Raw genomic sequence first — 23,136 nt, 5'->3', positions numbered from 1 at the left:
GCGCACGGCACGGCTTTTACATTGGCTGATAAAGATCCCAGCCGATTTTTAATGTCTCTACAATGTAATCAGCAACCTCTTCCGGAGAAAGGTTGTCTGTTGCAACTTTTGAATTGTGTTTGTCGTAAATGACTTTTCTTTCGTTAAACAGCTGTTCCATTTCATCCATTGAACGGTTATGCAGCACAGGGCGGCTCTCGATTAATAAGTCCGCTCGCTGCTTCCAGTTCTCCCATGACAGGTCCAGATGGAGCACGAGACAGTTTTCCAGACAGCACTTTCTGATTTCCTCTTGTTTAAAAGACCCGCCGCCCAGAGAGACGATTTTGAATCGTTTATGACGGCAGATGTCTAAAATATATTCCTTCTCCGTTTTCCGGAAAAAGTCTTCTCCCTTTTCCTCAAACATCTCAGGGATTGACATGTTGAAATCCTTTTCGATCTCTTGGTCAATATCGATAAAATCTCTATATAATTTTTTAGCGACCAATTGGCCGATTGTCGTTTTTCCTACACCCATGAATCCGATCAGGACGATATTTCTTTCTCTTACTGGGATGGCTCGTTTAGCGTTCATCTTCGGCGAAATCCTCCTAAGGAATGAAATTTTTATATTCATTATATGCTTATTTTACGAATATTTATATAGATACCGGCTTGCCCGTCCTTTTCCGTTCAAGCTTTACCCGGGATAGCCTGCTCTTGGTTGTTCAAACGTTTTTGCCTGAATAACATTCATTGTACAACATTTCCGCATATATTTTAATACTTCGACGCAAAAAAGCACTAAAACCTTTCAATCTCCTGCCTTGATTGTTTTTCCCGCTGACTCTTCGATCGAAGGGTCTTTTTTTGTATGATAAATAAGAAGGGAGAAATGTCGATTGATCATATGGATAAACGGGGCTTTTGGTTCCGGAAAAACACAAACAGCTTTCGAACTGAGCAGAAGGCTGAAACCATCTTACGTGTATGATCCTGAGAAAATGGGTTTTGCACTGCGCTCCATGATACCGCCGGAGATCGCGGAGGACGATTTTCAAAGCTACCCCTTATGGCGGGCGTTCAATTACAGCTTGCTGGCCTCCCTGACCGATACATACCGCGGCATCATCATTGTGCCTATGACGATTGTACATCCTGAATACTTTTATGAGATCATCGGCAGGCTTAGACATGATGGCAGGACAGTTCACCACTTTACACTAATGGCTTCAAAAGAAACCGTGTTAAAACGGCTGCGAACAAGAGCAGAAGGAAAAAATTCATGGGCCGCCAAACAAATCGACCGCTGCATTGAAGGATTGGCATCACCAATCTTTGCGGATCACCTCCAAACAGACAACATGTCAATTCAGGATGCGGCAGAAACCATTGCCGCAAGAGCCAATCTTACATTAGCCCCTGATACGAGAGGCAGCCTCCGAAGGTTCACCGACAGATTGATGGTAAAGCTGAATCATATCCGCATCAAATAAAGATCCCGCACATGATAAAATCCTAAAACGGTTTACGTTTTAGGATTTTATCATCTTTTTTCAGCGTGATTGAAAACCCTTGAAGTCTAGGAAGGACGAGCATTGGGGCAGACTTTCACAGGATGTGATGATGGCGGCGTTTAGGCAGGACGCCTGAGCGATTAGCCGCCGTTCCTTTCTTAACCCGTGAGCACCAACGCGCAGGACTGACAACGAATGCGAGGATTGCCGACACGCTGAAAAGCCCGCTCCGAGAGCGGGCTTTCTTTATCCTATTTCCACCAGTCATCAAACATAGACGCCGGAACCTGACGTTTATGCTCAGTTATGCTGTAGCGATTTTCCAGCGCTTCTGACACTTTCGCTGATACTTCTTTTCCTTCGAGATAATCGTCAATTTCCTCGTAAGAAATGCCTAGCTCTGTTTCATCCGCCTGCTGCGGTTTTTCGTCGAGCAGATCGGCAGTTGGTTCTTTTAAGTATAAGCGTTCCGATGCACCCAGCTCTTTCAGCAGGCTTTTTCCTTGACGCTTCGTCAATCCAGTCAGCGGCAGGAGGTCCGCTCCGCCGTCACCATACTTCGTAAAGAAACCAGTCACAGCCTCAGCGGCATGGTCCGTACCGATGACAAGAAGGCCTTCTTGGCCGCCGATCGCGTATTGAGCGATCATTCTTGTTCTCGCTTTTACATTTCCTTTATTAAAGTCAGTCAGCTGATCACCGGTTTCCTGCTGATACTGATCAGAAAACGCGCTGACTGTGGACTTAATGTCGAACTTCCATGATTTATCCGGCTTAATGAACTTCAAAGCAAGCTGGGCATCGTCTTCATCCTGCTGTGTACCATGCGGAAGACGGACCGCGATAAATTGAGCGTCTCCGCCCTCCTCACGAATACTTTCCACCGCAAGCTGGGCCAGGCGCCCCGCGAGAGTTGAATCCTGTCCACCGCTGATTCCTAACACAAAGCCTTTAGCGCCGGTTTTTTTCAGATATTGTTTTAAAAAATTGATTCGGTCCTCAATTTCTTGCTTTGGATCAATTGAGGGCTTCACATGTAATTCACGCATAATCTTTTCCTGCATGCTCATCCCAATCATTCCTCCTGTACAATTCGCTGTTTCTTATTTGATCATTTCCCCAATTTAATGAAAATGAATCATGACAATTATGTATCCCTATTAAATATAGCACAGGTCTTGATTCACAGTGAACAAGAGAGATCAGCTGACTTCCACCCGTATAGACGTTACGCTATCGCCATTGCACTTACCTTTTTCTATCGGGCAGGAAGAAAACGCGACAACCAAATCCATTTCCGCCCGCAGCCTTACATAATCCCCGGCATTCGAAAGCGGCGTTTCTACAGACAGGTTCCCTTTCTCATCAAGGACAGTATTCATAAAAATCGCAAACGGGTAATGCATGTGAGGCTTCGGTACGCCAAATTGCTCAAGCGCACGGTTCATATTGTCATAGCACGTATCCTGAAACTCATCCTTTTGCTTCCCATATAAGAGTCTGTTCATATCAGGACGGCAGGCGGGAAGCAGCAAATCATGCTTGCCGACCGTATCTTCAATCAGCGTCAGCATCGGTTTGTATAGATTCGAGTAGATATGATCGTTGACTTTCACATGAATGGAATGATTGGCATCAATCGTTGCTCCCTGATCAAGATGCTCATAAAAATCCTTGGCATGGTACGCAACAAAATCAGCAACTTGCTGCCCTTCTACATCAACCACCTTTAAAATCTGCCCCTTTTTCAGCTTCAGCCCAAGCCCTTTTTTCGGCTCCACGATATATTGCTGTGTCATTGCTTCGCTCCTTTTTTCATTAGTATGAGCGTTCTCCGCCTTCCCCATGTAAAAAGAGGCAAAAATCCGATGTATATAAGCTTCGGGCGGGTCGCAATCTAACCTTAGATAAAAGGGGTTGAAATGATTATGAGTCAAACAAAAAAAGACCAGCAAAAAGGAAATTTGGCCTGGTGGCAGCTATCATTAATCGGTATAGGATGCACGATCGGAACAGGATTTTTTCTCGGTTCCAGCATTGCAATAGTGAAAAGCGGTTTTTCCGTTCTGCTGTCATTTCTGATCGGGGCGATCGGCACGTATTTTGTATTCGAGCAGCTTGCCAAGCTATCGGCAAAACAGCCCGAAAAAGGCTCGTTTTGTGCATATGCGCGAAAAGCGTTTGGCAGATGGGCCGGCTTCAGCAACGGCTGGGTGTACTGGTCATCAGAAATGCTGATTACCGGAAGCCAGCTGACAGCCATTTCGCTATTTACGAAGCACTGGTTTCCTCAAGTGCCGTTATGGGTGTTTGCTTCAATCTACGCGGTACTTGGGCTACTGATTATTTTCACCGGACTGTCTGTTTTTGAGAAGACTGAAAACGTACTGGCAGTCATCAAAACAGCCGCTATTTTTATGTTTATTGTGATTGCCATCCTGGCATTATGCGGTATCCTGTCTGGCGGAAAGCACGATGTACAGGTTCCAAATAAGACGAGTGAGTTTTTCCCATATGGCGCCATGGGGCTTTGGACAGGTTTAATCTACGCGTTTTACGCCTTTGGCGGAATTGAGGTCATGGGGCTGATGGCGGTTCACTTAAAAAAACCAGAGGAAGCGTCTAAATCAGGGAAACTAATGCTGGCGACGCTGGCGATTATTTATATTATTTCGATCGGACTGGCCTTGCTGCTGGTTCCATTAGACATGTTTACTGAGCAGGACAGCCCGTTCATTACGTCGTTAAAAGGATATAACCTTAAGATCATCCTCGATATTTTTAACGGGATTTTCATTATTGCCGGGTTCTCGACCCTCGTCGCTTCCCTGTTTGCGGTTACGACATTGCTATGTACGATGGCTGATGACGGAGACGCGCCGAAATGCTTTACTTTAAAGGAAGGCAAAAAAATATGCTGGCCGGCGCTAGGACTGACGTTTGCGGGGCTTGTTCTATCCATCATTCTGTCTTTAGTGCTGCCCAAAAACATTTATGAGCACATGACGACAGCAGCGGGGCTAATGCTTTTATACACTTGGCTGTTTATCCTGTTCTCCAGCAAAAAGCTGACTGATCCCGAGGGAATGGGGAAAACGCAAATTTATTTAGCGATGATTCTGATTGCTGCGGCTGTGTCCGGCACACTGTTTGAAAAATCAAGCCGGCCCGGTTTTTTTGTAAGCATAGGTTTTCTCGTGATCATTGCCATCGTTACGATGATCTATCAAAAAAAGCAGGGACATAAAGACCGCCCTGCCAGCTCGTGATTTATTTCATTTTGTTGAACATGTTCTTTAAATAAGAAAACGGGCACTTCGATACCTGTTTTTCGTCGTCACGGAGGAAATACTGTTTCCATTCGCGATTATTCTTTCCTCCGTACCAGCCTAATTGCGGGTGAACCGGAGCTTGATCGTAGGCCTTTAAACGGGATCGGATCAGCCTGCTCATGTTGCGGCCAAAAGCGGTTGATCCATTTAACTCTTCAAACACCCATCTTGGCTGAAACGTGATCATAAAATAGGGAAAGCTCCGGCTTCTTCTCGCTTCGTGCCCCGGTGTAGCGCACAAAATAAAGTACGGCTCGCCGTCAAAACAAAACTCCCATTTATAATGCTCGGGATCGGCCGGAATGTCTTCCGGCCACTCTTTTTCGTCCTGGTGACTCAGTCTATTTAAAAAGCTCCAAAACAGCTCTTCATACGCTTCAATCGAATAGTGCTCAGCCAAATCTTCCGGTGTATCAAACAACACAACGAGGGATGCGTACTTTCCCGTGTCCCGCGATATCTTGCCGTACTCCGCAAGCAGTGGTGCCAGTTCCTCCGCTGTACGGTTTTCCCGCGGATCTCCAGCAAAAGTAATGCGAAGCTGATCTGTCAGAAACGCCTGGCGTCCGGGAATGCACGGAAACGTATCCGCGTCATCCGCCACAGTTTCTGCCAAAAGCTCAAAAGCGATTCTTTGCCATTCAGGGAGTTCAGCTTGATTACGTTCCAGAAAACTTTTGGTGTAAATCCCATTCACCATTGATCCACCTCCAGTATCATCTGGATACTATATTAAAACTGGAGACGGCAGGTGACTGTCCTTCATGAATCAGCCCAATAACTGTCTGATGCCTTGATAACCGAAGTAAAAGCCAAATATAAGGAGGGATACACCAGCGATTCCGGTCAATCCTCTCAACAGCTTTTCATGAAGCAGATTTCTGAACATGCTGGCTGTGATCGCCATGCAAAAATCCCAGATTAAAATGCCGATCATGATGCCGGAGCTATAGATCAGAAGCTGATTCATATTGTAGGCCTCTGCTGTTTTCGCAAGTATGCTCCCATAAATTCCGAGCCAAAAAAGGATGCTCAATGGATTTGACAGTGAAATGAGAAAACCCGAAGCGAATGTTTTCCTATATGACACTTTTCCTCGCGAGCTTCGCACATCCATCGGTTCTCTGACATTTTTCAGCGTTTCAATTCCGGTATAGGTCAGAACAAAAAAGCCGAAGAGCCACAAAAACGTTTTCACAAATGGAGCGGTCAAAAACTGTGAAAGCCCGAAATAGATAAAAAGCATGTACAGTCCGTCCGCTGTCATGGCGCCTAAACCAAAAATCCACGCATGCCAAAAACCGTTTTTAATTCCTTTGTCTATTTGCGCCGCATTCACTGGTCCCACAGGCGCAGACAAGGACAGTCCCAGCACAATATAGCTCAAAAAAATGTTCACCGGCCCGTACTCCCTTCTCTTACGTAACTTGTACAATTTATTCGGGAACGGGCCAAGCTATGCACAAAATTCGCTTACTGTTTCAGACGTTTAAGTTCTTCCTCCACAATATCGGCGGCTTTGCCTACGAAACTGAAAATGAGTTCTAGTTCTTCTTCTGTATACTCACGGCACAAATCCATCGTCGACTCTGACAGAGAACGGAACAAACCCTTGACATGTTTCTTTGAAGCGGTCAATGGGACGATTATGACTCTTCTGCGGTCGTTCGGATCCTTTTCACGAGCCACATACCCCGCTTTTTCTAGCCGGTCAACAAGCGCCGTGACCGAACCTGTGCTGAGGCCCGTCTTTTTCCCCAGCTCTCCGGCAGTCATCGGCCCTGCTTCATTTAAGATGTCAGCTGATTTTAAATCGGTGGGAAACAGACCGAGAGCTTGAGCGGCTGCCTGATGAAACAGAACCGTTCTTGTGCCCAATTTCCGAAAAAGCTGAACGGCAGTCTTTTCCAACTCACTTCTGGAATTTCTTGTTGACAACTGACAGTCCTCCCTATAAAATCGAATTTATCTTGATAATCGAGATATTTAATAATCAAACTATTATCATGATATCAGAACTTACATAGAAAAGTAAGAGGAGGTAGAACAAATGGACACAACATCAGCAAAACAGGCTTCCACCAAATTTGTGGTCCTCGGTCTCCTGCTGGGCATCTTGATGTCGGCGATGGACAATACGATTGTTGCCACCGCGATGGGCAGCATCGTAGCGGATCTTGGAAGCTTCGATAAATTTGCTTGGGTGACGGCGTCTTATATGGTGGCGGTCATGGCTGGAATGCCGATTTACGGCAAGCTTTCCGATATGTACGGCCGAAAACGTTTTTTCCTGTTTGGACTTATTTTTTTCTTAATCGGGTCGGCTTTATGCGGAATTGCACAGACGATGAATCAGCTGATCATCTACCGGGCCATTCAAGGGATTGGAGGCGGCGCGCTTCTGCCGATTGCCTTTACCATTATCTTTGATTTGTTTCCGCCGGAAAAACGCGGAAAAATGTCCGGCATGTTCGGTGCTGTATTCGGATTATCCAGTGTTCTTGGGCCGCTGTTAGGCGCGATCATTACAGATTCAATCAGCTGGCACTGGGTGTTTTACATCAATGTACCGATCGGCGCATTGTCATTGTTTTTCATTATTCGCTACTACAAAGAATCTTTGGAGCACAGAAAGCAGAAGATTGACTGGGGCGGCGCGATTACTTTAGTCGTATCAATTGTATGCCTGATGTTCGCTCTTGAGCTTGGCGGCAAAACTTACGATTGGAATTCCATTCAGATCATTGGCCTGTTTATTGTATTCGCCGTTTTCTTCATTGCCTTTTTTATTGTGGAGAGAAAAGCGGAAGAACCGATTATTTCTTTCTGGATGTTTAAAAACAGGCTGTTTGCCACAGCACAGATTCTCGCTTTCCTGTATGGCGGAACATTCATTATTTTAGCGGTATTTATTCCGATTTTCGTTCAGGCAGTATACGGCAGCTCAGCGACAAGCGCGGGCTTCATTTTGACGCCGATGATGATTGGGTCAGTCATCGGAAGCATGATCGGCGGGATCTTCCAAACGAAGGCAAGCTTCCGCAATTTGATGCTGATATCTGTTATCGCTTTCTTTATCGGCATGCTGCTTCTTTCTAATATGACGCCTGACACAGCACGGGTATGGCTGACAGTCTTTATGATGATTTCAGGATTTGGCGTAGGCTTTAACTTCTCCCTGCTGCCGGCGGCATCGATGAATGATCTTGAACCTCGTTTTCGGGGAACGGCCAACTCTACAAATTCATTTTTGCGGTCATTCGGCATGACCCTGGGCGTCACCATTTTCGGAACGGTGCAAACAAACGTATTCACGAACAAGCTGAGCGACGCCTTCAGCGGCATGAAAGGCTCAGCAGGCTCAGGCGCTGCGCAAAATATCGGCGACCCGCAGGAGATTTTTCAAGCAGGAACACGTTCCCAGATTCCTGAGGCAATCCTGAATCGCATTATTGACGCGATGTCATCAAGCATCACATATGTCTTTTTGCTCGCTTTGATTCCAATTGTCCTCGCGGCGGTTACCGTTTTGTTTATGGGAAAAGCCAGAGTGAAAACAACAGCAGAAATGGCGAAGAAAGCAAATTAATAGAAAAAAGCAGTACATGGCTGGCATGTACTGCTTTTTCTATTACAATCCTAATCTTGCAAGAATAAACGTCCATATACAAATGATTAATAACAGAATCAGGCTATACGCCACTGTTCGTTTAAACAGTTTAGATTCCTTGCCTATCTGGCCAACCGCTGCGGCAGCGATGGCGATGGACTGAGGAGAAACAAGTTTTGCCATCACCCCGCCCGCCGTATTTGCAGCTAACAGCAAATCAGATCCCGCACCGATCTGCGCTCCGGTGACAACCTGTAAATGTCCGAATAAAGCGTTATTGCTGACAACTGAACCGGTAATGAACACGCCGATCCAGCCGAGAACGGGACTGACAAACGGGAACAAGTCTCCTGTTTTCGCCAGTGCTAATCCAATTGAAGAGCTGAGCCCTGCGAAGTTGGCCAGATTGGCAAATCCCATCACGAAGCAGATCGTCATAATCGGCACCCACAGCTCTTTTCCTGTCTCCTTCAAGGAAGCAAAGGCATCCCGATAAGAGAAATTTTTGCTGAACAGCCCTGTCACGATGACCGCCGCTAAAATCGCTGTACCAGTCGCTGACAGCAGGTCGACTTTAAAGACTGCATCTAACGGCATGGCAGATGGCGCAATCGGCGGCATTTTCATAATTTGCTGATGCAGGAAAGGCATTTTCAATAGGAGCGTTGTTTGATATAACAATCCGCCTTCTTGGAAAAGCGCTTTGAAGGCAGGAAGGCTCCAGATTGTGATCGCTGCAGTTAAAATGTAGAAAGGAGACCACGCTTTTGCAATGTCTGCGGCACTGTATGCTTTTTTCTCACCAGTCTCGCCGGCTCCTTCCTCCCGGTAAATCTCTTTCGGCTGCCATTTGCGGAGGAAGAGCGCAAGCCCGCCCATACTGAATAAGGCCGCCAAAATGTTTGCTAATTCCGGTCCGAGCACCGCCATTGTCAGTGTCTGAACCGCTGTATACACACCGCTCACAACCAACAGGGCAGGCCATGTCTGTTTGATTCCTTTCATTCGGTCTAATAGGAATACAAGCAGAAACGGAATCAAAAATGAGATCATCGGCAATGTCCACATCAATGTCCGTGACAGCTCAAGAGCAGACAAATCACCAATCTGCGCCCCTGTGATTACAGGAATCCCGATCGCCCCAAAGGCTCCAGAGGCTGCGTTCGCAATCAAGCAGAGAGCCGCCGCTTTTAACGGTTTAAAACCAAGTTCGACGAGCAGCGCCGCACTAATCGCAATCGGAACACCAAAACCGGCCGCGCCTTCTAAAAACGCGTTAAAACAAAAACCTATTAATAATAGCTGTAATCGTTGGTCAGGCGAAATGCCGGCAATGCTGGAACGAATAATGGTAAATTTCCCGGTTTTCACTGCGATTTTATACAGCCACACCGCCATCAGAACGATGTAGCCAATCGGCCACAGTCCGCTCCCGATTCCTAGCAAAACAGAAGAAATTGCTTTTTCAACCGGCATATGAAATGCCAAAACGGAGACGAAGAAACTGACGGCTAAGGTAAGAAATGCCGCAAGAATGCCTTTCATTTTAAAAACAGTTAAAGCCAAGAGAAAAAAGAGAATCGGAGTGAGCGCCACAAGTGCGCTCACATACTCGTTTCCAAACGGATCATACAACTGCTCCCACATTGACAATCAGCCCTTTACTCTATAGTTGCGATTAGTTGACCTTTTGTTCTGCAAAATGAGGTTTTAAAATGTTTTTAAGGACACCTGCGCTGTGAAGGAACTGTTCTTTTTCTTTCTCATTTAAGTTCAGCTCAGTGATGCCTGCAATACCTCCGCGGTTTACGACAGCCGGAACGCCGATGTACACGTCGTCTGCGCCGTATTGTCCGTCTAAATATGTGCTGACAGTTAAAATGCTGTTTTCATTATGAAGAATGGCTTTTGTAATGCGGGCAAGGCTCATCGCAACACCATAATAAGTCGCACCTTTTTTCTCAATGATATGGTAAGCGGCGTTTTTCACGTCATCTACGATCTGGTCAAGCTCCTCTTGTTTATACGCATCGTTTTTCTCAACGAGTTCACTGACCGGCACACCACCGACATTCGCGTGGCTCCAGACAGGAAGCTCTGTGTCGCCGTGCTCTCCGATAATATGCGCGTGCACATTTTGAGGCGCTGCGCCAAAGTATTCGCTCAGCATGTAACGGAATCTCGCAGAATCTAATGTTGTGCCGCTTCCGATCACCCGCTCTTTTGGCAGGCCGCTGAATTTCCATGTAGCGTAAGTCAGAATATCAACCGGATTTGTCGCGATTAAGAAAATGCCGTCAAATCCGCTCGCCATGACTTCACTGACGATACCTTTGAAAATCTTTAAGTTCTTTTCTACTAATTCAAGGCGTGTCTCTCCAGGTTTTTGGTTTGCTCCGGCGCAGATGCAGACAATATCAGCATCCTTGCAGTCTTCATATGTTCCGTAAGATGTTTTGACCGGTTGCGGCGCAAACGCCTTTCCGTGGTTTAAGTCCATCACATCGCCCATTGCTTTTTCTTTATTTAAATCAATGACCACAAGCTCATCTGTGATCCCTTGGTTTATTAACGCAAATGCATAACTGCTTCCAACAAAACCCGCTCCGATTAAAGCTACTTTATTTACATGTTTGTTCATCATTAATCATCCTTCCAGGGTATGTTTTTCTTTGATGTTTGTTTGTGAAGTATTTCACATTTATATTGTGCAACATTTCACAAACTATTGCAAGAGAAAAGTTTTGTCTGATTTATGAACAAAAAAAGAAACCATCAAGGATGGTTTCTACCGGTAAGTCCCGTCTAACCTTGCCCTCAATGAGGAAGAGAACCGCTTAAGCCAGAGTCGTTATATAAGCCATTTTGCACGTAATCAAAGCCAGGCTGGTTCTGTCCGGGCACTTGGGCGCTGCCATTATTAAAAATCACTTTGGCGTTCGTTGTATCCGTATCCGCAGGCAGCGTCAGCGTGTAAATTCCATCTGCATTCTTAATCATTGCTTTTCCCGGCCAGGATCCGGTCAATTCTAATGCCCGGCCCCCATCATGTTTATAGATATAAGCATTTACTTGGCCCCAATGATTTGGATTTTGATAGCCAATGGTTTTGGCCGCAGAAGGCTCTCTTTTTACAAAGCTGTATTCCTGGGTCCTCGTTACACCATCACTGTTCGTTCCTGTTAACGTGATGGTGTATGTTGTGCCAAACGGATCTCCTTTTCCGATCGTTAATTGGTCTCCATCCTTAAACACTGTCTCTTGCCCATTATTTATTTGATAAACGGCTTTTGTTGTATTCGCATCTGCACGCAGAGTGATCGTCAGTTGATCGTTGAAAGAATGTGTTACACCTGTTTTGACATTCTCAAGGAAGACATGAGGCGCATTTGCAATATCATCAGAATAAAGAACAGCCACAGATCTGGCATTGATCGTGCCTGTCAATTTGCCGTCTGTTACTTGAAATGAACCGTTCCCAGCTTTATTATCATACCTGCCATCAGGTAATTTCGTTGACGTATTGATGGTGACAGAAGATGAACCTGCATTTGCCAGCACAACGCCGTGCGAGCCACGCTGATTCATGAATATCTGGTTGTTTCCATTCGGATTCGAGAGTTCCTCAGGCTGTCCATCCATCACATTGTGAAATCTATTGACCGCAGTGATAGCCTGATCTTCAAATAAAGCACTCCCACGATCGCCTATTTGGCTTTTCCCCGGGAATCTGACACCATTTCCGCCGCCCTCAGGTCTGGAAAAGAAGAGAGGCGTACTGCCTGAGCGAGAAGCAATCACTGCCCAGCCTAAGCGAATATCGTCATCGCTCATCCATGTAGACTCTTCCTCATCATTGGCATACGTATCATGCGATTCCACCCATGTGACTAACTTGTCGGCAGACACCTCTGATGCATAATGGGAGATATTCGACACGCTAAGATTGCGATTCTTTAACGCGGACCTTATGGAATGTCCATAATTAGATGCTGTCACATTCATATAATTCGCATATGCAGCATCTCTGGAGGCACTATCTTGCAGGATTTCTCCGTATTGGAACTCCGCAGATGTATTTGTGATATTCGGCCAAAATTGACTGCCGTAATTCCCGTCATCCGGAAGCTCTATATGTTTGGCCGCATCATATCGAAATCCGTCTGCGCCGTCATTCAATGCTCTTTCTAAGAAACGTTTCAGATAGGACTGTACTTGTGTATTTTGTGTATTCCAATCATATAGCCCCAGCAATGAATTCTGCGTGACATCCCATCGATCGGACCAGTTTTTAATTTGTGTGTTTCCATGTGTCCAATTTGGAATACTCTTAATCTCATTGGAAATCGCGGCATAGTCACTGGTGGTATGATTGATAACCGCGTCAACAATGACCTTCACGCCATATTCTTCAGCGGCTGCGCACATTTCTTTAAATTCTTGTTCAGTACCTAAGTAACGGTTGCCAATTTGATATGATGTCGGCTGATACAACCAGTACCAGTTCGACATGCTTTTATTTCCTTGGTTCCCTTCCTTTACTTGGTTAATCGGAGACGTCTGAATCGCTGTATATCCTGCATCATGAATATCCTTCATATTATGTTTTAACGTATTGAACGACCAATTCCAAGCATGAAGAATGGTCCCGCTTTTGATCGATGGCGCTGTCAGCTCATTCGATGTGTTCTGTGTTTCAGCATTCGCAGCCGCCGGTCCTCCCAGAACCAAATGAAACAGCAATAAAAAACCAGCGAATAACGGCAGTAAAGAGGTTTTGAATCGTTTTTCAAACATTCTTGACACTCCTTATTTGATTTTTGAAGACTTACTGCGGAGTCAAAAATCCCTCTTACTTTATTCTTCCGCTTCCTCCTTTCAAACTAATGTGAAGACTGGAGAATTTTGTTAACGCTTACATGTTAAATTATCACAATCACTCTATCAAAACAACTTGATAGAGTGAATTCAAATCAATATTCCTATAGAAAAAGCTGAACGGAACTGTGAGCGTTTTCCCTCACTAAACAAAAAAAGAAACCATCTATCAAGATGATTTCTTCTTTACTTCTTCTTTTACCGCTCTTCTGTAAGCCAGCTTCACAATCACGTACCGAAGCAGGAACAGAACGCCGCCGCAGACGATAAAAAGAAGGATCATTTTCAGCCAAGCGAAGAATGTATGGGGAATCCCCCTGTCGTACATCGTAAGCACCACTACCGCAAAGGCGACCGCAATTGATTCTATTCGCTGCTGCTTCACCCGTTTTTGCAGTTCTTCTTCGGTGTCTATTCTCGGCATGAGCATTCCACATGCTGCTGCCCTGATGCAGTAATATAAGATAATGATGAACAAAAACACAAGGCTTGCAGCCCATTCTTCAAACGGAAATTCAAACATAATGCCGCGGATGATCACATCAAGCAACGCAAAAGCTCCCGCTATCATCCCAATCTCCGACCAGATTTTTTGTTCTTTTTTTACTCTCTTATTTTCCCCATTCACGCCTGAAAGTCTATTACGCAGATTATTCATGACCTTCCTCCCGCACTTTTACGAATGGCTTATGGCTTACATGTTACAATAACAGCCTGCGCTTCTGCAATGGATAACTTAAAAGCCCGCCGTACAAGCCGGCGGGCAGCAATCGTTAAAACGGCCCCCAATTGATCATGACACCGATCACAATAAATACAAGTCCGATCAAGAACCAAATCAGAGCAAGCGGCACCATAAACCGAAGCCACTTGACGTACGGAATGCCGCTGGCGGCAAGCACCGCCATGAGAACGCCGGATGTCGGGTTCACACAGTTGACGACTCCTTCTCCAAGCATAACCGCTTCCACCGCAACCTGTCTCGTAATTCCCATCAAATCAGCGAGCGGCGCCAGGATTGGAATAAATACAACGGCTTCCCCAGACCCTGAAGAGATGAGAAAATGAAGCAGCGCACTGGCGATATACATGCCGATCGCGCCGGCAATCGGGCTGAATCCATCCAAAAGCGAAGCCAAAGCATTGACGACTGTATCGAGGAGCTTGCCATTTTCAAGAATGACGGAAATGCTTCGTGCCATCCCGACAATCAGTGCCCCGTACACGAGGCTTTGGCAGCCCGTAATGAAGGTTTTGGCAATATCGTTTGCCGCAAGCCCGCCTATTAAACCGGCAAGGACAGAAATAAAAATAAACGTAGCAGCCATTTGGGAATCAGACCAGCCCAGCTTTAAAGCGCCGTATAAAAATCCAATCAGCGACAGTCCCGCTACAGCCAAAATGAGCTTATGGCGAACAGTAAACAGCACTGACTGATCTTCTTCTTTACCGGCTTCGCCCATTCCTGCCGCAGGGAACCAATCTGTTCCTAACACACTGGCATCTTTTGATTTTTTTAATTTTCTCGTATACAAATAGATATAAATAATAGAAGACAGCAAAAAGCATATGTATATCACAACTCGCAGGCCGATCCCCGAAAAGAGCGGCAGCTCCGCGATTGATTGCGATAAACCGAGCGGGGACGGTGATAAAATAGTAGAGTTAAATCCAGCGTAGCAGCCGATGTAAATAACAGCGGCGCCCGCGACCGCGTCCCATTTTAAGGATCGTGCGACAATGAGGCCGATGGGGATAAATCCGATTACTGAATTCACGACAATTCCGGTTGTTCCGAGAATGGAGAACAACGCGCCCACAATACAAATAAATAATAATTGCTTTGTGCGGAATTTGCTGATGACGTTGTAAATCAGGCCGTTGATGGCACCCGTTTTTTCTAAAATGGCAATGGTGCCGCCTGTGAATAAAATCAGAAAGATGATTGGTGCTGATCCGACCATTCCATCCTGAAGAGACGTAAAAAAGCTGATCAGGCTGACCGGAGACTGTTCAATAGAATGATAGCTTCCCGGAACAGCAGTGGTGACATCCCCCTTTGTCACGCGGTCAAATTCACCCGCCGGCACAATATATGAGGCAATGGCGCAAATGAAAGCAATAATAAATAAGAGGACATAGGCGTCAGGCATTTTAAATGTCGTTCGTTTTTTCTTAGACTGTGTTTCGGCTGCTGGCATACTCATATTTCGATCCATCCCCTCTGTTTGAAAATATTCATTATTCTGAAAAGTAGCAATATGTGCTATATTATATACAGCCTATCTTCCTGTTTCAATATAAATGAAGTAAAGAAGGTAAAATTCATTTTAATAGAAGGAGGTACTTCTTCCCATGCAAAAACTTTCCGAAGACATGAAACAAACTGTTATAGATATCTTCGAACATCTGCACGCGAACCCTGAAGTCAGCTGGAAGGAATATGAGACAACTGCATTTCTCAAACAAAAGCTTGAGGATTTAGGATGCCGGACGCGCACTTTTTCAGACTGCACCGGGGTTGTCGGCGAGATCGGATCGGGCTCGCCGGTTGTAGCCGTTCGCGCTGACATTGATGCGCTATGGCAGGAGGTCAACGGCACATTCTGCGCCAACCATTCCTGCGGACACGATTCACATATGACAATGGCGCTGGGCACGTTAATGCTGCTGAAAAAACAGCCCGAGCTTCCGAAGGGCACGATCCGTTTTATCTTTCAGCCGGCTGAGGAAAAAGGCGGCGGCGCCTTGAAAATGATAGAAGAAGGCGTGCTTGACGATGTCAACTATTTGTACGGCGTTCACGTCCGTCCGATTCAGGAGACACAGAACGGGCGTTGTGCCCCATCTATTCTGCACGGATCAAGCCAGCATATTGAGGGAACGATAATCGGAGAGGAAGCCCATGGCGCCCGCCCGCATCTCGGGAAAAACAGCATTGAAATTGCGGCATTTCTCGTACATAAGCTCGGACTCATTCATATTGACCCGCAAATCCCGCATACCGTCAAAATGACAAAACTTCAAGCCGGCGGAGAAAGCTCTAACATCATTCCGGGAAAAGCGTCGTTCAGCCTTGATTTGCGCGCTCAGACCAATGAAGCCATGGAGACGTTAATCGCCGAAACAGAAAGAGCCTGTGAAGCGGCTGCCGCGGCATTCGGCGCGAAGATCGAGCTGCAAAAGGAGCACAGCCTTCCTGCGGCAACACAAAACAAAGAAGCTGAAGCGATCATGGCAGAAGCCATTACAGAAATCATCGGGGCTGAGCAGCTTGATGAACCGCTTGTCACAACTGGCGGTGAGGATTTTCATTTTTACGCCGTAAAAGTGCCGAACCTCAAAACAACTATGCTTGGACTGGGATGCGGACTACAGCCAGGACTCCATCATCCCCACATGACCTTTGACAGAAACGCGATGTTCAATGGCATTCACATTTTGGCAAACGCCGTATTAAAAACCTTTCAAAAGGCGGAAGCACTAGCTTCTGCTAATGCTTCTTAACACAAGAAAGCAGCCTGGCTACAGGCTGCTTTCTTCATTACTTCTTCAAATCTTCAATTGAGTTGACGTTTTTCATATATTGAGGCACAACAAGACCCATCTTCACGCCAGTCATACTGGCGCCTATATCGTCATATTTGCCTTTGTATTTTGCGGCGTATGCTTTATGGGTATTCGGCAGCCATGCGGAAAGGGATGCATCCGCGCTTCCCGTCGCAATCGCGGTCCACATCGGACCAGCTTCTACCTGAGTATACGTCACGTCATAGCCCAAGTCTTCTAAGACTTTGCCAACCACGTTTGTACTTGCAATCTCACTGTCCCACGCCACATAGGCAAGGTTGATTTTGTCTCCCTTCACCTTTTGAACGCCTTTCGTCCACTCCGCAATCTGATCTTTGTGTTTCTTCACATACTCAGTAGCGGCTTTGGCAGGTTTCTCGCCTTCTTCCACCTTGATCATGACTTCGCCCATGTCGTCTTGCGTCCATTTAAACTGGCTCAGAAGCTTAGCGGCATTCGGCTGTTCTTTGCTGAAGCCTTTGCGTGTGATCGTATGGATTTCCTCTGCGCTGCCATAAGATTGTTTCGGATCATCAAGATATTTCAGCTTATATCTGGAGAACATCCAGTGCGGTGTCCATCCTGTAATGATAATCGGTTTCTTACGGTCGTATGACTTTTTAAGCGTTGCAGTCATCGCGGCGCTTGACGCCGAAATCAACGTCCAGTCATTCAAGTCATAATCCTTCATCGCTTTGTCGGTCAGGGCCATAATCCCTGAACCGGGGTCAATCCCGATGATGGTCTTATTCACCTGTTCAGCCGCGGTTGCATTTTCATCGCTTTCTGAACCGCAAGCCGCAAGTGAGAGCGCCAGCATGGCGGAAACACCGATACCGATGATTTTTTTAAGCATCAGGCATTCCCCCTGCTTTTCTTCTTCACTTTAATATTTTGAGTAATACGGTCCAGCGTAATGGCAACGATAACGATGGCGATACCAGCCTCTACGCCGACCCCGGTTTTCAGCTGTGTAACGGCGCTGTATACTTCAGAACCAAGTCCCGGTGCACCGACCATTGCGGCGATAACAACCATTGATAACGCAAGCATGATGCTTTGGTTGATTCCGGCCAGAATGGTTTTTGTCGCAAGCGGAAGCTGAACTTTAAACAAACGCTGAGCTGTTGTAGAACCGAACGCTTCAGTCGCTTCAATCAGATCCGCCGGCACTTGTTTAATACCGAGAACAGTCATGCGGATTGTCGGCGGCATCGCGAAGATAACAGATGCAACAACACCCGGCACAACACCGATGTTGAAGAAGAAAATCGCCGGCAATAGATATACGAAAGCAGGCATTGTCTGCATTAAATCAAGAATAGGCGTTACAATACGGCGAACCGTTTCTTTCTGGGACGCCCAAATTCCGATCGGAACCCCGACCACAATCGAAATAATCACAGATGTCAAAACAAGCGCCAATGTTTGCAGCATTGGGTCCCAATATCCTAAATAATCGATCAGGAGGAATCCAACCAATGTAAATAACGCAATTCCCCTCGTACTGATCCACCACGCAAGTGCGGCAAAAATAATCGTTAACAAAATAGATGGGATAAATCCAAGTCCGCTGACAATTCCATTTACAAAAGCGGCCAATCCGTTTGCGATTCCGTCGAAGAATCCGCCAAACGTTATTGTAATCCAGTCAACAAAACGGTCAATGATATCTGCTAAAGGTATTCTAGGCAGTCTATCCATCTTACTTCACCTCCTGTACAGAAGGATCTTGTGTTTGTTCATCAGTGACTTCAACATTAATGTAATCGTTATTGCCGGCAAGTGCGCCAATCAGCGCGCCTTTTACGACAATCCCTTTCATTCTCTGCTTCTCATCTACAACCGCAATTGGAATATTCGCATCAGAAACAACGTCAAAAATCTCTGTCAGATACGTATTCTCTGGTACAGTCGTGAATTCTGTATTTAAGATATCTTGAAGTGACAAATCAGACTCAGCCGCTTTTTTCGCATCAGCCGCGTGGATGACACCTAACAATTGCTTTTGCTTATCGACTGCGTAAATAGACGAAATCCCTAGGTTTTTCATCAATGTTAATGCCACACGAGGCCCTTTATCAATCCGCACTGTTTCAGCGCGTTTCATAATGTGTCCTGCTGTGAGGACTTTAGATAAATCAACATCCTCAACGAATTTCTCAACATATTCGTTAGATGGACTCATAAGGATTTCCTCCGGTGTGCCGATCTGAACGATGTTACCATCCTTCATCAAGGCGATTCTGTCACCGATGCGCAATGCTTCGTCAAGGTCATGCGTAATGAAGATAATCGTTTTTCCGACATTTTCGTGAAGATCAAGAAGCTCATCCTGCATATCTTTCCGAATCAAAGGATCGAGCGCACTGAACGCTTCGTCCATGAGAAGGATGTCCGGGTTATTCGTCAACGCGCGGGCAAGGCCGACACGCTGCTGCATCCCGCCGGAAAGCTGGTCAGGATATTGCTGTTCAAATCCTTCAAGGCCGACAAGCTTAAGGGACTCAAGCGCTTTTTGCTGACGCTCTTGTTTGTCTACACCTTGAAGCTCCAGCCCGTATTCTGTGTTTTCAAGTATCGTTCTGTGCGGGAACAGAGCGAACTTTTGGAAGACCATGCTGATTTTCTTCCGGCGGACTTCCCGGAGCTGGTCTTTAGACATATTTGTTATCATGTCACCATCAATGTAAATATTTCCGGCAGTCGGTTCAATAAGCCGGTTTAACAGCCGTACTAAAGTTGATTTACCGCTCCCTGATAGACCCATGATGACAAATATCTCACCATCATATACATCAAAATCTGCTTGATTTACCCCAACGGTTGATCCGGTCGCTTTCAGGATCTCTTTTTTTGTCTTTCCGTTGGCAAGCATTTGAACTGCTTTCTTTGTTTGTTTCCCAAAAATTTTAGATACTTTTTCGACTTTTATCTTAATTGGTTTCTCATCTACACTCATATTTTCCCTCCATATTAAACAATCCTTATTACCGTAACACTTATGTAACATTCCACACAAACAGCATATACTCTTTTATTCTATACCATTTCTTTATAAACATCCATGTGAACACATGACCTTATTTATGCTTCTAAATGCTCTGTAATCCTCCTTTATGGTTGTATTTTACGGGTAATATTTATCCCTCCTTTAGATGAAAACGCTTTTACTAATACTGAAATCCTTCTTTCTCTTATGACTTGCTGCTCCTTTACTGGAAAAATAAGTTGCTATACCAACTCCTATTATGTATTATAGTTTCATGACTATGAAACAATTGGATGATCAAATCAGAGCCCAAATTTTTAAAGCACTGTCTGATGAATCGAGGCTTGCTATTATTCGTACGCTTTATTACAGCGGAAAAGAACTCAGCTGCGGTGAAGTAGGTGAAAAGTGCAATATTGTCAAAACCACAGCATCTTATCATTTTAAAACGCTGCGTGAAGCGGGGTTGACGGCAACCCGGAAAGATTCACGGACAAAATATGTCAGCCTGTGTGAAGACACATTTCAAACATACCTGCCTGGCTTTTTGGAAACCCTCTAACAAAGGGTTTTGTTTTCTCTATACATATCTGTTTCATATCGCGCGAGGAACCATCACTTCCCTTTCCAATGCCGCTATGTATGCAGGAACCACTGTCGGCACATGTGTTGCAGGCTTTTTATATCAAAACTCACAGCATTTCGGAGCCGTCACAGGATTTACTGCCATTCTGTTCATACTGTCCATGGCGCTCTACCAGACAATCAGTAAAACCGGGAAACGCCGATCTACAGCCCGAGCACAAATGTAAAAGAAGCACCTCATTCAAGAGGTGCTTTTCCTATTCAAGTTCAGTTTGTTTCGTTTCTTTTCCCATAATCAATATACAAACAACCGCGAGTAAGATTGCAATGCAAAAGATCGAGAAGATGACCGAAAACGAAATATGACGGGCTGCGAGCGTTCCGACGAGCAGCGGCCCGAAGATGCCGCCGATTCTTCCAAACGCTGCTGTCGTTCCTGAACCTGTTGCGCGAATCGCTGTCGGGTATTGCTCCGGTGTATAGGCATACAGAACACCCCACGCGCCAAGATTGAAAAACGATAACAGCATTCCAGCCGTAAGCAGAAGGCCTAAGGAATCCGCCGTTCCGAAGAAATAGGCGCTTCCTGCTGTACCTATCAGGTAAATGACGAGTATCCACTTTCGGCCGGCTTTTTCGATCAGCCACGCAGCAGAAAAATAGCCCGGAAGCTGAGCAAGTGTCATCAGCAGGACATACTCAAAGCTTTGAATCATACTGAAGCCTTTCAGCAGCATGACACTCGGCAGCCATAGGAACATGCCATAATAAGAAAACACCACGCAGAACCAAACGATCGATAGCATGACTGTCGGCCGTATATACTGTCTTGCCCAGACGCTTTTTACATTCTCCCACACCGATTTCTTTTTGGCAGAAAGCGACTCATATTTCGGCGAATCAGGCAGACTCGTCCGCAAGTACAAAGCGTAAAAAGCAGTCAGCGCAGTTAACAGCAGGGCAGCCTGCCAGCCGAAGTTCGGTATCACAAAGTAAGAAATCAGTGCCGCTACGAGCCAGCCTACAGCCCAAAAGCTTTCTAAAAGCACAATCACTCTGCCCCGCTTTTCAGGCACAACCGCTTCCGAAACAAGTGTTGAAGCGACTGGAAGCTCGCCGCCAAGTCCCATCCCGATGACGAAACGCAGAATGAGGAATGCCGATAAGCTCGTCACAAAAGCGGAAATGCCGCTTCCGATCGAAAAGCACAAAAGGGTAATGATAAACACTTTTTTGCGGCCGATTCGATCAGCCAGCAGACCAAACAAAAACGCACCCACAGCCATGCCGATGGAATTGACGCTTCCGATCCATTTCATTTCTTCGGGCGACAGATTCCACTCCACATGGAGCGCGGCGATAATAAACGATAATATTCCGACATCCATTGCATCAAACAGCCACCCCAAACCGGCGACACCCAGCAGTTTTCGCTGGGATATAGGCTGTTGTTTTCCCATTGCCAACACCTCTGATATGCAAAATGATTACCGTTTAAGTTTACACCTGTCTTTACACATTGTCATTAACTAAATGATGTAAAAGAAAAACCCCCGCTAAGCGGGGGTTTTTTATTGCTGCAATGCTGCTTTTTTAATATTTTCCTGCAGCTGGGCAATTCGTCTTGCGCCGTCTTCACGGAGGCGTTTGTTTTCTTCTTCGATTTGTTTTGTTTCCTGCATGCCGCTTACGATCGTATTCCAAGACGATTCGATCGTTTCAATATCTATGCTTGGTCTGCCGGCCATTCTGGCAATTTCAACACTTTGGCTCGAGATATTTTCAGCATTTCGTCTCAGCATCTCATTTGTCCGGCGGTCAAGCTCGCTCATGGAATCAGCCACAAGCTTTTGGCGTTTCACGGTAACGGCCTGAATAATGCCGTTTTTGAAAATCGGAATGGTGATGATGAACGCGGAGTTGATTTTCCCGATCAGCTTTGCATTTCCGCGCTGCAAGAGACGGATTTGAGGTGCCGTTTGAAGAGCCACCATCCGCGCCATATCCAGATCATACACCCGTTCCTCAAGCGCCTGAATGCCGTTGCGCAGTGTATCGAGCTGCATTTGCGCCAGCTGATTTCCGCTTGCCGCTTTTTCTTCATATGAAGGAAGGATCGACTGCATCTCTTCCAGCTTCATTTGTCCGGCAACGACGTATTTTTCAAGCTCCATATAATATTTGATGTTGTTTTCATACATTTCATCGAGCGTGTAGTTCGTCTTCGTCATCTCATCTTTGTATTTCGAAATCTCAACATTGATTTTTTCAATCTCTCCGCCAAGCGTCTGATACTTTTTAAAGATTTTTTCAATCATGCTGCCGCCGCGTTTGAAAATTTTCGCCATCAATCCCTTTGGCTCATCAAAATCATTTTTATCGAAGCGGTCCATGATTTTCCCAAGCTGAGTCAGCATTGTGCCGGAGTCTGTCACGCTTGTTGTTTTCATCATCCCCAAGATGCGGTCAGAGAACTTGGAAATTTCAACGGCCGGCTCCTTGCCGTACTCAAGCAGCTCCATTTGGTTTTTGACGTCAATTTGTTGCGCAAGCCGCTTTACCTCTGGTTCCTGACGGAGCTGGAGACGGATATCGTCAGCTTTTTGCTGGGATATTTCTTCGTTTTTATCGAGAACAAGCGGGTTTTGATTTTCTGTTGTCATGCTTTTC

20 protein-coding genes and 2 pseudogenes are annotated in these 23,136 nt (G+C 45.8%); 6 read left to right on the top strand and 16 right to left on the bottom strand.

From position 1 onward, the window contains the following. Window positions 1-16 precede the first annotated feature (16 nt). Window positions 17-577, bottom strand: a complete 561-nt coding sequence (locus GYO_RS24130) for a shikimate kinase (protein ID WP_003224806.1) — start codon at window positions 575-577, stop codon at window positions 17-19. Window positions 578-884: 307 nt separating this feature from the next. Between GYO_RS24130 and tmrB the strand changes: the two genes are divergently transcribed. After that, window positions 885-1,478, top strand: a complete 594-nt coding sequence (gene tmrB / locus GYO_RS24125) for a tunicamycin resistance ATP-binding TmrB (protein WP_014112584.1) — start codon at window positions 885-887, stop codon at window positions 1,476-1,478. Between the two features lie 272 nt (window positions 1,479-1,750). On the opposite strand, the gene nadE is transcribed toward tmrB, so the two are convergent. Then, window positions 1,751-2,569, bottom strand: a complete 819-nt coding sequence (nadE, locus tag GYO_RS24120) for an NAD(+) synthase (protein ID WP_014112583.1) — start codon at window positions 2,567-2,569, stop codon at window positions 1,751-1,753. 132 nt (window positions 2,570-2,701) lie between these two features. Next, window positions 2,702-3,298, bottom strand: coding sequence for a DUF1989 domain-containing protein (locus GYO_RS24115; RefSeq protein ID WP_014112582.1), 597 nt, complete (start codon window positions 3,296-3,298; stop codon window positions 2,702-2,704). Between the two features lie 129 nt (window positions 3,299-3,427). On the opposite strand from GYO_RS24115, the gene GYO_RS24110 reads away from it, so the two are divergent. After that, window positions 3,428-4,768 (top strand): amino acid permease, encoded by a 1,341-nt coding sequence (locus tag GYO_RS24110; protein ID WP_003224799.1) that lies wholly within the window; start codon window positions 3,428-3,430, stop codon window positions 4,766-4,768. 1 nt (window position 4,769) lies between these two features. Here the strand turns inward: GYO_RS24110 and GYO_RS24105 are convergent, their stop codons facing one another. The 3 genes from GYO_RS24105 to GYO_RS24095 all read right to left on the bottom strand — a co-directional run bounded on the left by GYO_RS24105 (window position 4,770) and on the right by GYO_RS24095 (window position 6,769). Further along, window positions 4,770-5,531, bottom strand: coding sequence for a YqcI/YcgG family protein (locus GYO_RS24105; RefSeq protein ID WP_014112580.1), 762 nt, complete (start codon window positions 5,529-5,531; stop codon window positions 4,770-4,772). Window positions 5,532-5,600: 69 nt separating this feature from the next. Then, window positions 5,601-6,230, bottom strand: a complete 630-nt coding sequence (locus GYO_RS24100) for a LysE family translocator (protein ID WP_014112579.1) — start codon at window positions 6,228-6,230, stop codon at window positions 5,601-5,603. Window positions 6,231-6,304: 74 nt separating this feature from the next. After that, window positions 6,305-6,769 carry a MarR family transcriptional regulator gene (locus tag GYO_RS24095; RefSeq protein WP_014112578.1) on the bottom strand — a complete coding sequence of 155 codons (465 nt, stop codon included), beginning with the start codon at window positions 6,767-6,769 and terminating at the stop codon, window positions 6,305-6,307. A gap of 112 nt (window positions 6,770-6,881) precedes the next feature. Here GYO_RS24095 and bmr3 point away from each other — a divergent pair, with 112 nt between their 5' ends. Beyond that, entirely contained in the window at window positions 6,882-8,420 is a 1,539-nt protein-coding gene (bmr3, locus tag GYO_RS24090; RefSeq protein ID WP_014112577.1) for a multidrug efflux MFS transporter Bmr3, read from the top strand. Window positions 8,421-8,462: 42 nt separating this feature from the next. Here the strand turns inward: bmr3 and GYO_RS24085 are convergent, their stop codons facing one another. The 5 genes and pseudogenes from GYO_RS24085 to GYO_RS24060 all read right to left on the bottom strand — a co-directional run bounded on the left by GYO_RS24085 (window position 8,463) and on the right by GYO_RS24060 (window position 15,526). After that, on the bottom strand, window positions 8,463-10,088 hold the full coding sequence (locus GYO_RS24085) for an L-lactate permease (protein WP_014112576.1): 1,626 nt from the start codon (window positions 10,086-10,088) through the stop codon (window positions 8,463-8,465). Between the two features lie 31 nt (window positions 10,089-10,119). Then, on the bottom strand, window positions 10,120-11,085 hold the full coding sequence (locus tag GYO_RS24080) for an L-lactate dehydrogenase (protein WP_014112575.1): 966 nt from the start codon (window positions 11,083-11,085) through the stop codon (window positions 10,120-10,122). 173 nt (window positions 11,086-11,258) lie between these two features. Then, on the bottom strand, window positions 11,259-13,238 hold the full coding sequence (gene amyE, locus GYO_RS24075) for an alpha-amylase (protein ID WP_014112574.1): 1,980 nt from the start codon (window positions 13,236-13,238) through the stop codon (window positions 11,259-11,261). A gap of 171 nt (window positions 13,239-13,409) precedes the next feature. Further along, window positions 13,410-13,977 (bottom strand): annotated as a pseudogene (locus tag GYO_RS24070) (DUF6773 family protein). 115 nt (window positions 13,978-14,092) lie between these two features. Further along, on the bottom strand, window positions 14,093-15,526 hold the full coding sequence (locus GYO_RS24060; protein ID WP_014112572.1) for a YfcC family protein: 1,434 nt from the start codon (window positions 15,524-15,526) through the stop codon (window positions 14,093-14,095). Window positions 15,527-15,674: 148 nt separating this feature from the next. On the opposite strand from GYO_RS24060, the gene GYO_RS24055 reads away from it, so the two are divergent. Beyond that, on the top strand, window positions 15,675-16,826 hold the full coding sequence (locus tag GYO_RS24055) for a M20 peptidase aminoacylase family protein (RefSeq protein WP_014112571.1): 1,152 nt from the start codon (window positions 15,675-15,677) through the stop codon (window positions 16,824-16,826). A gap of 37 nt (window positions 16,827-16,863) precedes the next feature. Here GYO_RS24055 and opuAC read toward each other — a convergent pair whose 3' ends face one another. Genes opuAC through opuAA form a run of 3 tightly spaced genes read right to left on the bottom strand, consistent with a single transcriptional unit; the run spans window position 16,864 to window position 19,851 of the window. Further along, entirely contained in the window at window positions 16,864-17,745 is an 882-nt protein-coding gene (gene opuAC, locus GYO_RS24050; RefSeq protein WP_014112570.1) for a glycine/proline betaine ABC transporter substrate-binding protein OpuAC, read from the bottom strand. Continuing rightward, a complete protein-coding gene (gene opuAB / locus GYO_RS24045) occupies window positions 17,745-18,593 on the bottom strand; it encodes a glycine/proline betaine ABC transporter permease subunit OpuAB (protein WP_014112569.1) in 849 nt (282 codons plus the stop codon). The genes opuAC and opuAB overlap by 1 nt, the downstream gene beginning before the upstream one ends. 1 nt (window position 18,594) lies before the next feature. Then, the gene (gene opuAA / locus GYO_RS24040; RefSeq protein WP_014112568.1) at window positions 18,595-19,851 is read right to left on the bottom strand and encodes a glycine/proline betaine ABC transporter ATP-binding protein OpuAA; all 1,257 of its coding nucleotides are present in this window, start codon (window positions 19,849-19,851) and stop codon (window positions 18,595-18,597) included. A 289-nt stretch (window positions 19,852-20,140) separates the two neighbouring features. Between opuAA and GYO_RS24035 the strand changes: the two genes are divergently transcribed. After that, on the top strand, window positions 20,141-20,443 hold the full coding sequence (locus GYO_RS24035) for an ArsR/SmtB family transcription factor (protein WP_080010049.1): 303 nt from the start codon (window positions 20,141-20,143) through the stop codon (window positions 20,441-20,443). Between the two features lie 40 nt (window positions 20,444-20,483). After that, window positions 20,484-20,693: pseudogene (locus GYO_RS43215) on the top strand (MFS transporter); the annotation flags it as partial. A 30-nt stretch (window positions 20,694-20,723) separates the two neighbouring features. Here the strand turns inward: GYO_RS43215 and niaP are convergent. Next, window positions 20,724-21,926: a niacin permease NiaP gene (gene niaP, locus GYO_RS24030; protein ID WP_014112565.1), complete on the bottom strand. Its 1,203-nt coding sequence runs from the start codon at window positions 21,924-21,926 to the stop codon at window positions 20,724-20,726. Between the two features lie 111 nt (window positions 21,927-22,037). Beyond that, window positions 22,038-23,129, bottom strand: a complete 1,092-nt coding sequence (locus tag GYO_RS24025; protein ID WP_014112564.1) for a toxic anion resistance protein — start codon at window positions 23,127-23,129, stop codon at window positions 22,038-22,040. Between the last annotated feature and the right edge of the window lie 7 nt (window positions 23,130-23,136).

It is taken from the genome of Bacillus spizizenii TU-B-10, assembly GCF_000227465.1.
GTDB classification, from domain to species: domain Bacteria; phylum Bacillota; class Bacilli; order Bacillales; family Bacillaceae; genus Bacillus; species Bacillus spizizenii.
This window is presented reverse-complemented; position numbering and strand designations above follow the sequence as displayed.

Coding starts and splice junctions, on each gene's coding strand:
- GYO_RS24130 (WP_003224806.1), bottom strand. CDS start 577: ATGAACGCTAAACGAGCCATCCCAGTAAGAGAAAGAAATATCGTCCTG.
- nadE (WP_014112583.1), bottom strand. CDS start 2,569: ATGAGCATGCAGGAAAAGATTATGCGTGAATTACATGTGAAGCCCTCA.
- GYO_RS24115 (WP_014112582.1), bottom strand. CDS start 3,298: ATGACACAGCAATATATCGTGGAGCCGAAAAAAGGGCTTGGGCTGAAG.
- GYO_RS24110 (WP_003224799.1), top strand. CDS start 3,428: ATGAGTCAAACAAAAAAAGACCAGCAAAAAGGAAATTTGGCCTGGTGG.
- GYO_RS24105 (WP_014112580.1), bottom strand. CDS start 5,531: ATGGTGAATGGGATTTACACCAAAAGTTTTCTGGAACGTAATCAAGCT.
- bmr3 (WP_014112577.1), top strand. CDS start 6,882: ATGGACACAACATCAGCAAAACAGGCTTCCACCAAATTTGTGGTCCTC.
- GYO_RS24085 (WP_014112576.1), bottom strand. CDS start 10,088: ATGTGGGAGCAGTTGTATGATCCGTTTGGAAACGAGTATGTGAGCGCA.
- GYO_RS24080 (WP_014112575.1), bottom strand. CDS start 11,085: ATGATGAACAAACATGTAAATAAAGTAGCTTTAATCGGAGCGGGTTTT.
- amyE (WP_014112574.1), bottom strand. CDS start 13,238: ATGTTTGAAAAACGATTCAAAACCTCTTTACTGCCGTTATTCGCTGGT.
- GYO_RS24060 (WP_014112572.1), bottom strand. CDS start 15,526: ATGAGTATGCCAGCAGCCGAAACACAGTCTAAGAAAAAACGAACGACA.
- GYO_RS24055 (WP_014112571.1), top strand. CDS start 15,675: ATGCAAAAACTTTCCGAAGACATGAAACAAACTGTTATAGATATCTTC.
- opuAC (WP_014112570.1), bottom strand. CDS start 17,745: ATGCTTAAAAAAATCATCGGTATCGGTGTTTCCGCCATGCTGGCGCTC.
- opuAB (WP_014112569.1), bottom strand. CDS start 18,593: ATGGATAGACTGCCTAGAATACCTTTAGCAGATATCATTGACCGTTTT.
- opuAA (WP_014112568.1), bottom strand. CDS start 19,851: ATGAGTGTAGATGAGAAACCAATTAAGATAAAAGTCGAAAAAGTATCT.
- GYO_RS24035 (WP_080010049.1), top strand. CDS start 20,141: ATGTATTATAGTTTCATGACTATGAAACAATTGGATGATCAAATCAGA.
- niaP (WP_014112565.1), bottom strand. CDS start 21,926: ATGGGAAAACAACAGCCTATATCCCAGCGAAAACTGCTGGGTGTCGCC.
- GYO_RS24025 (WP_014112564.1), bottom strand. CDS start 23,129: ATGACAACAGAAAATCAAAACCCGCTTGTTCTCGATAAAAACGAAGAA.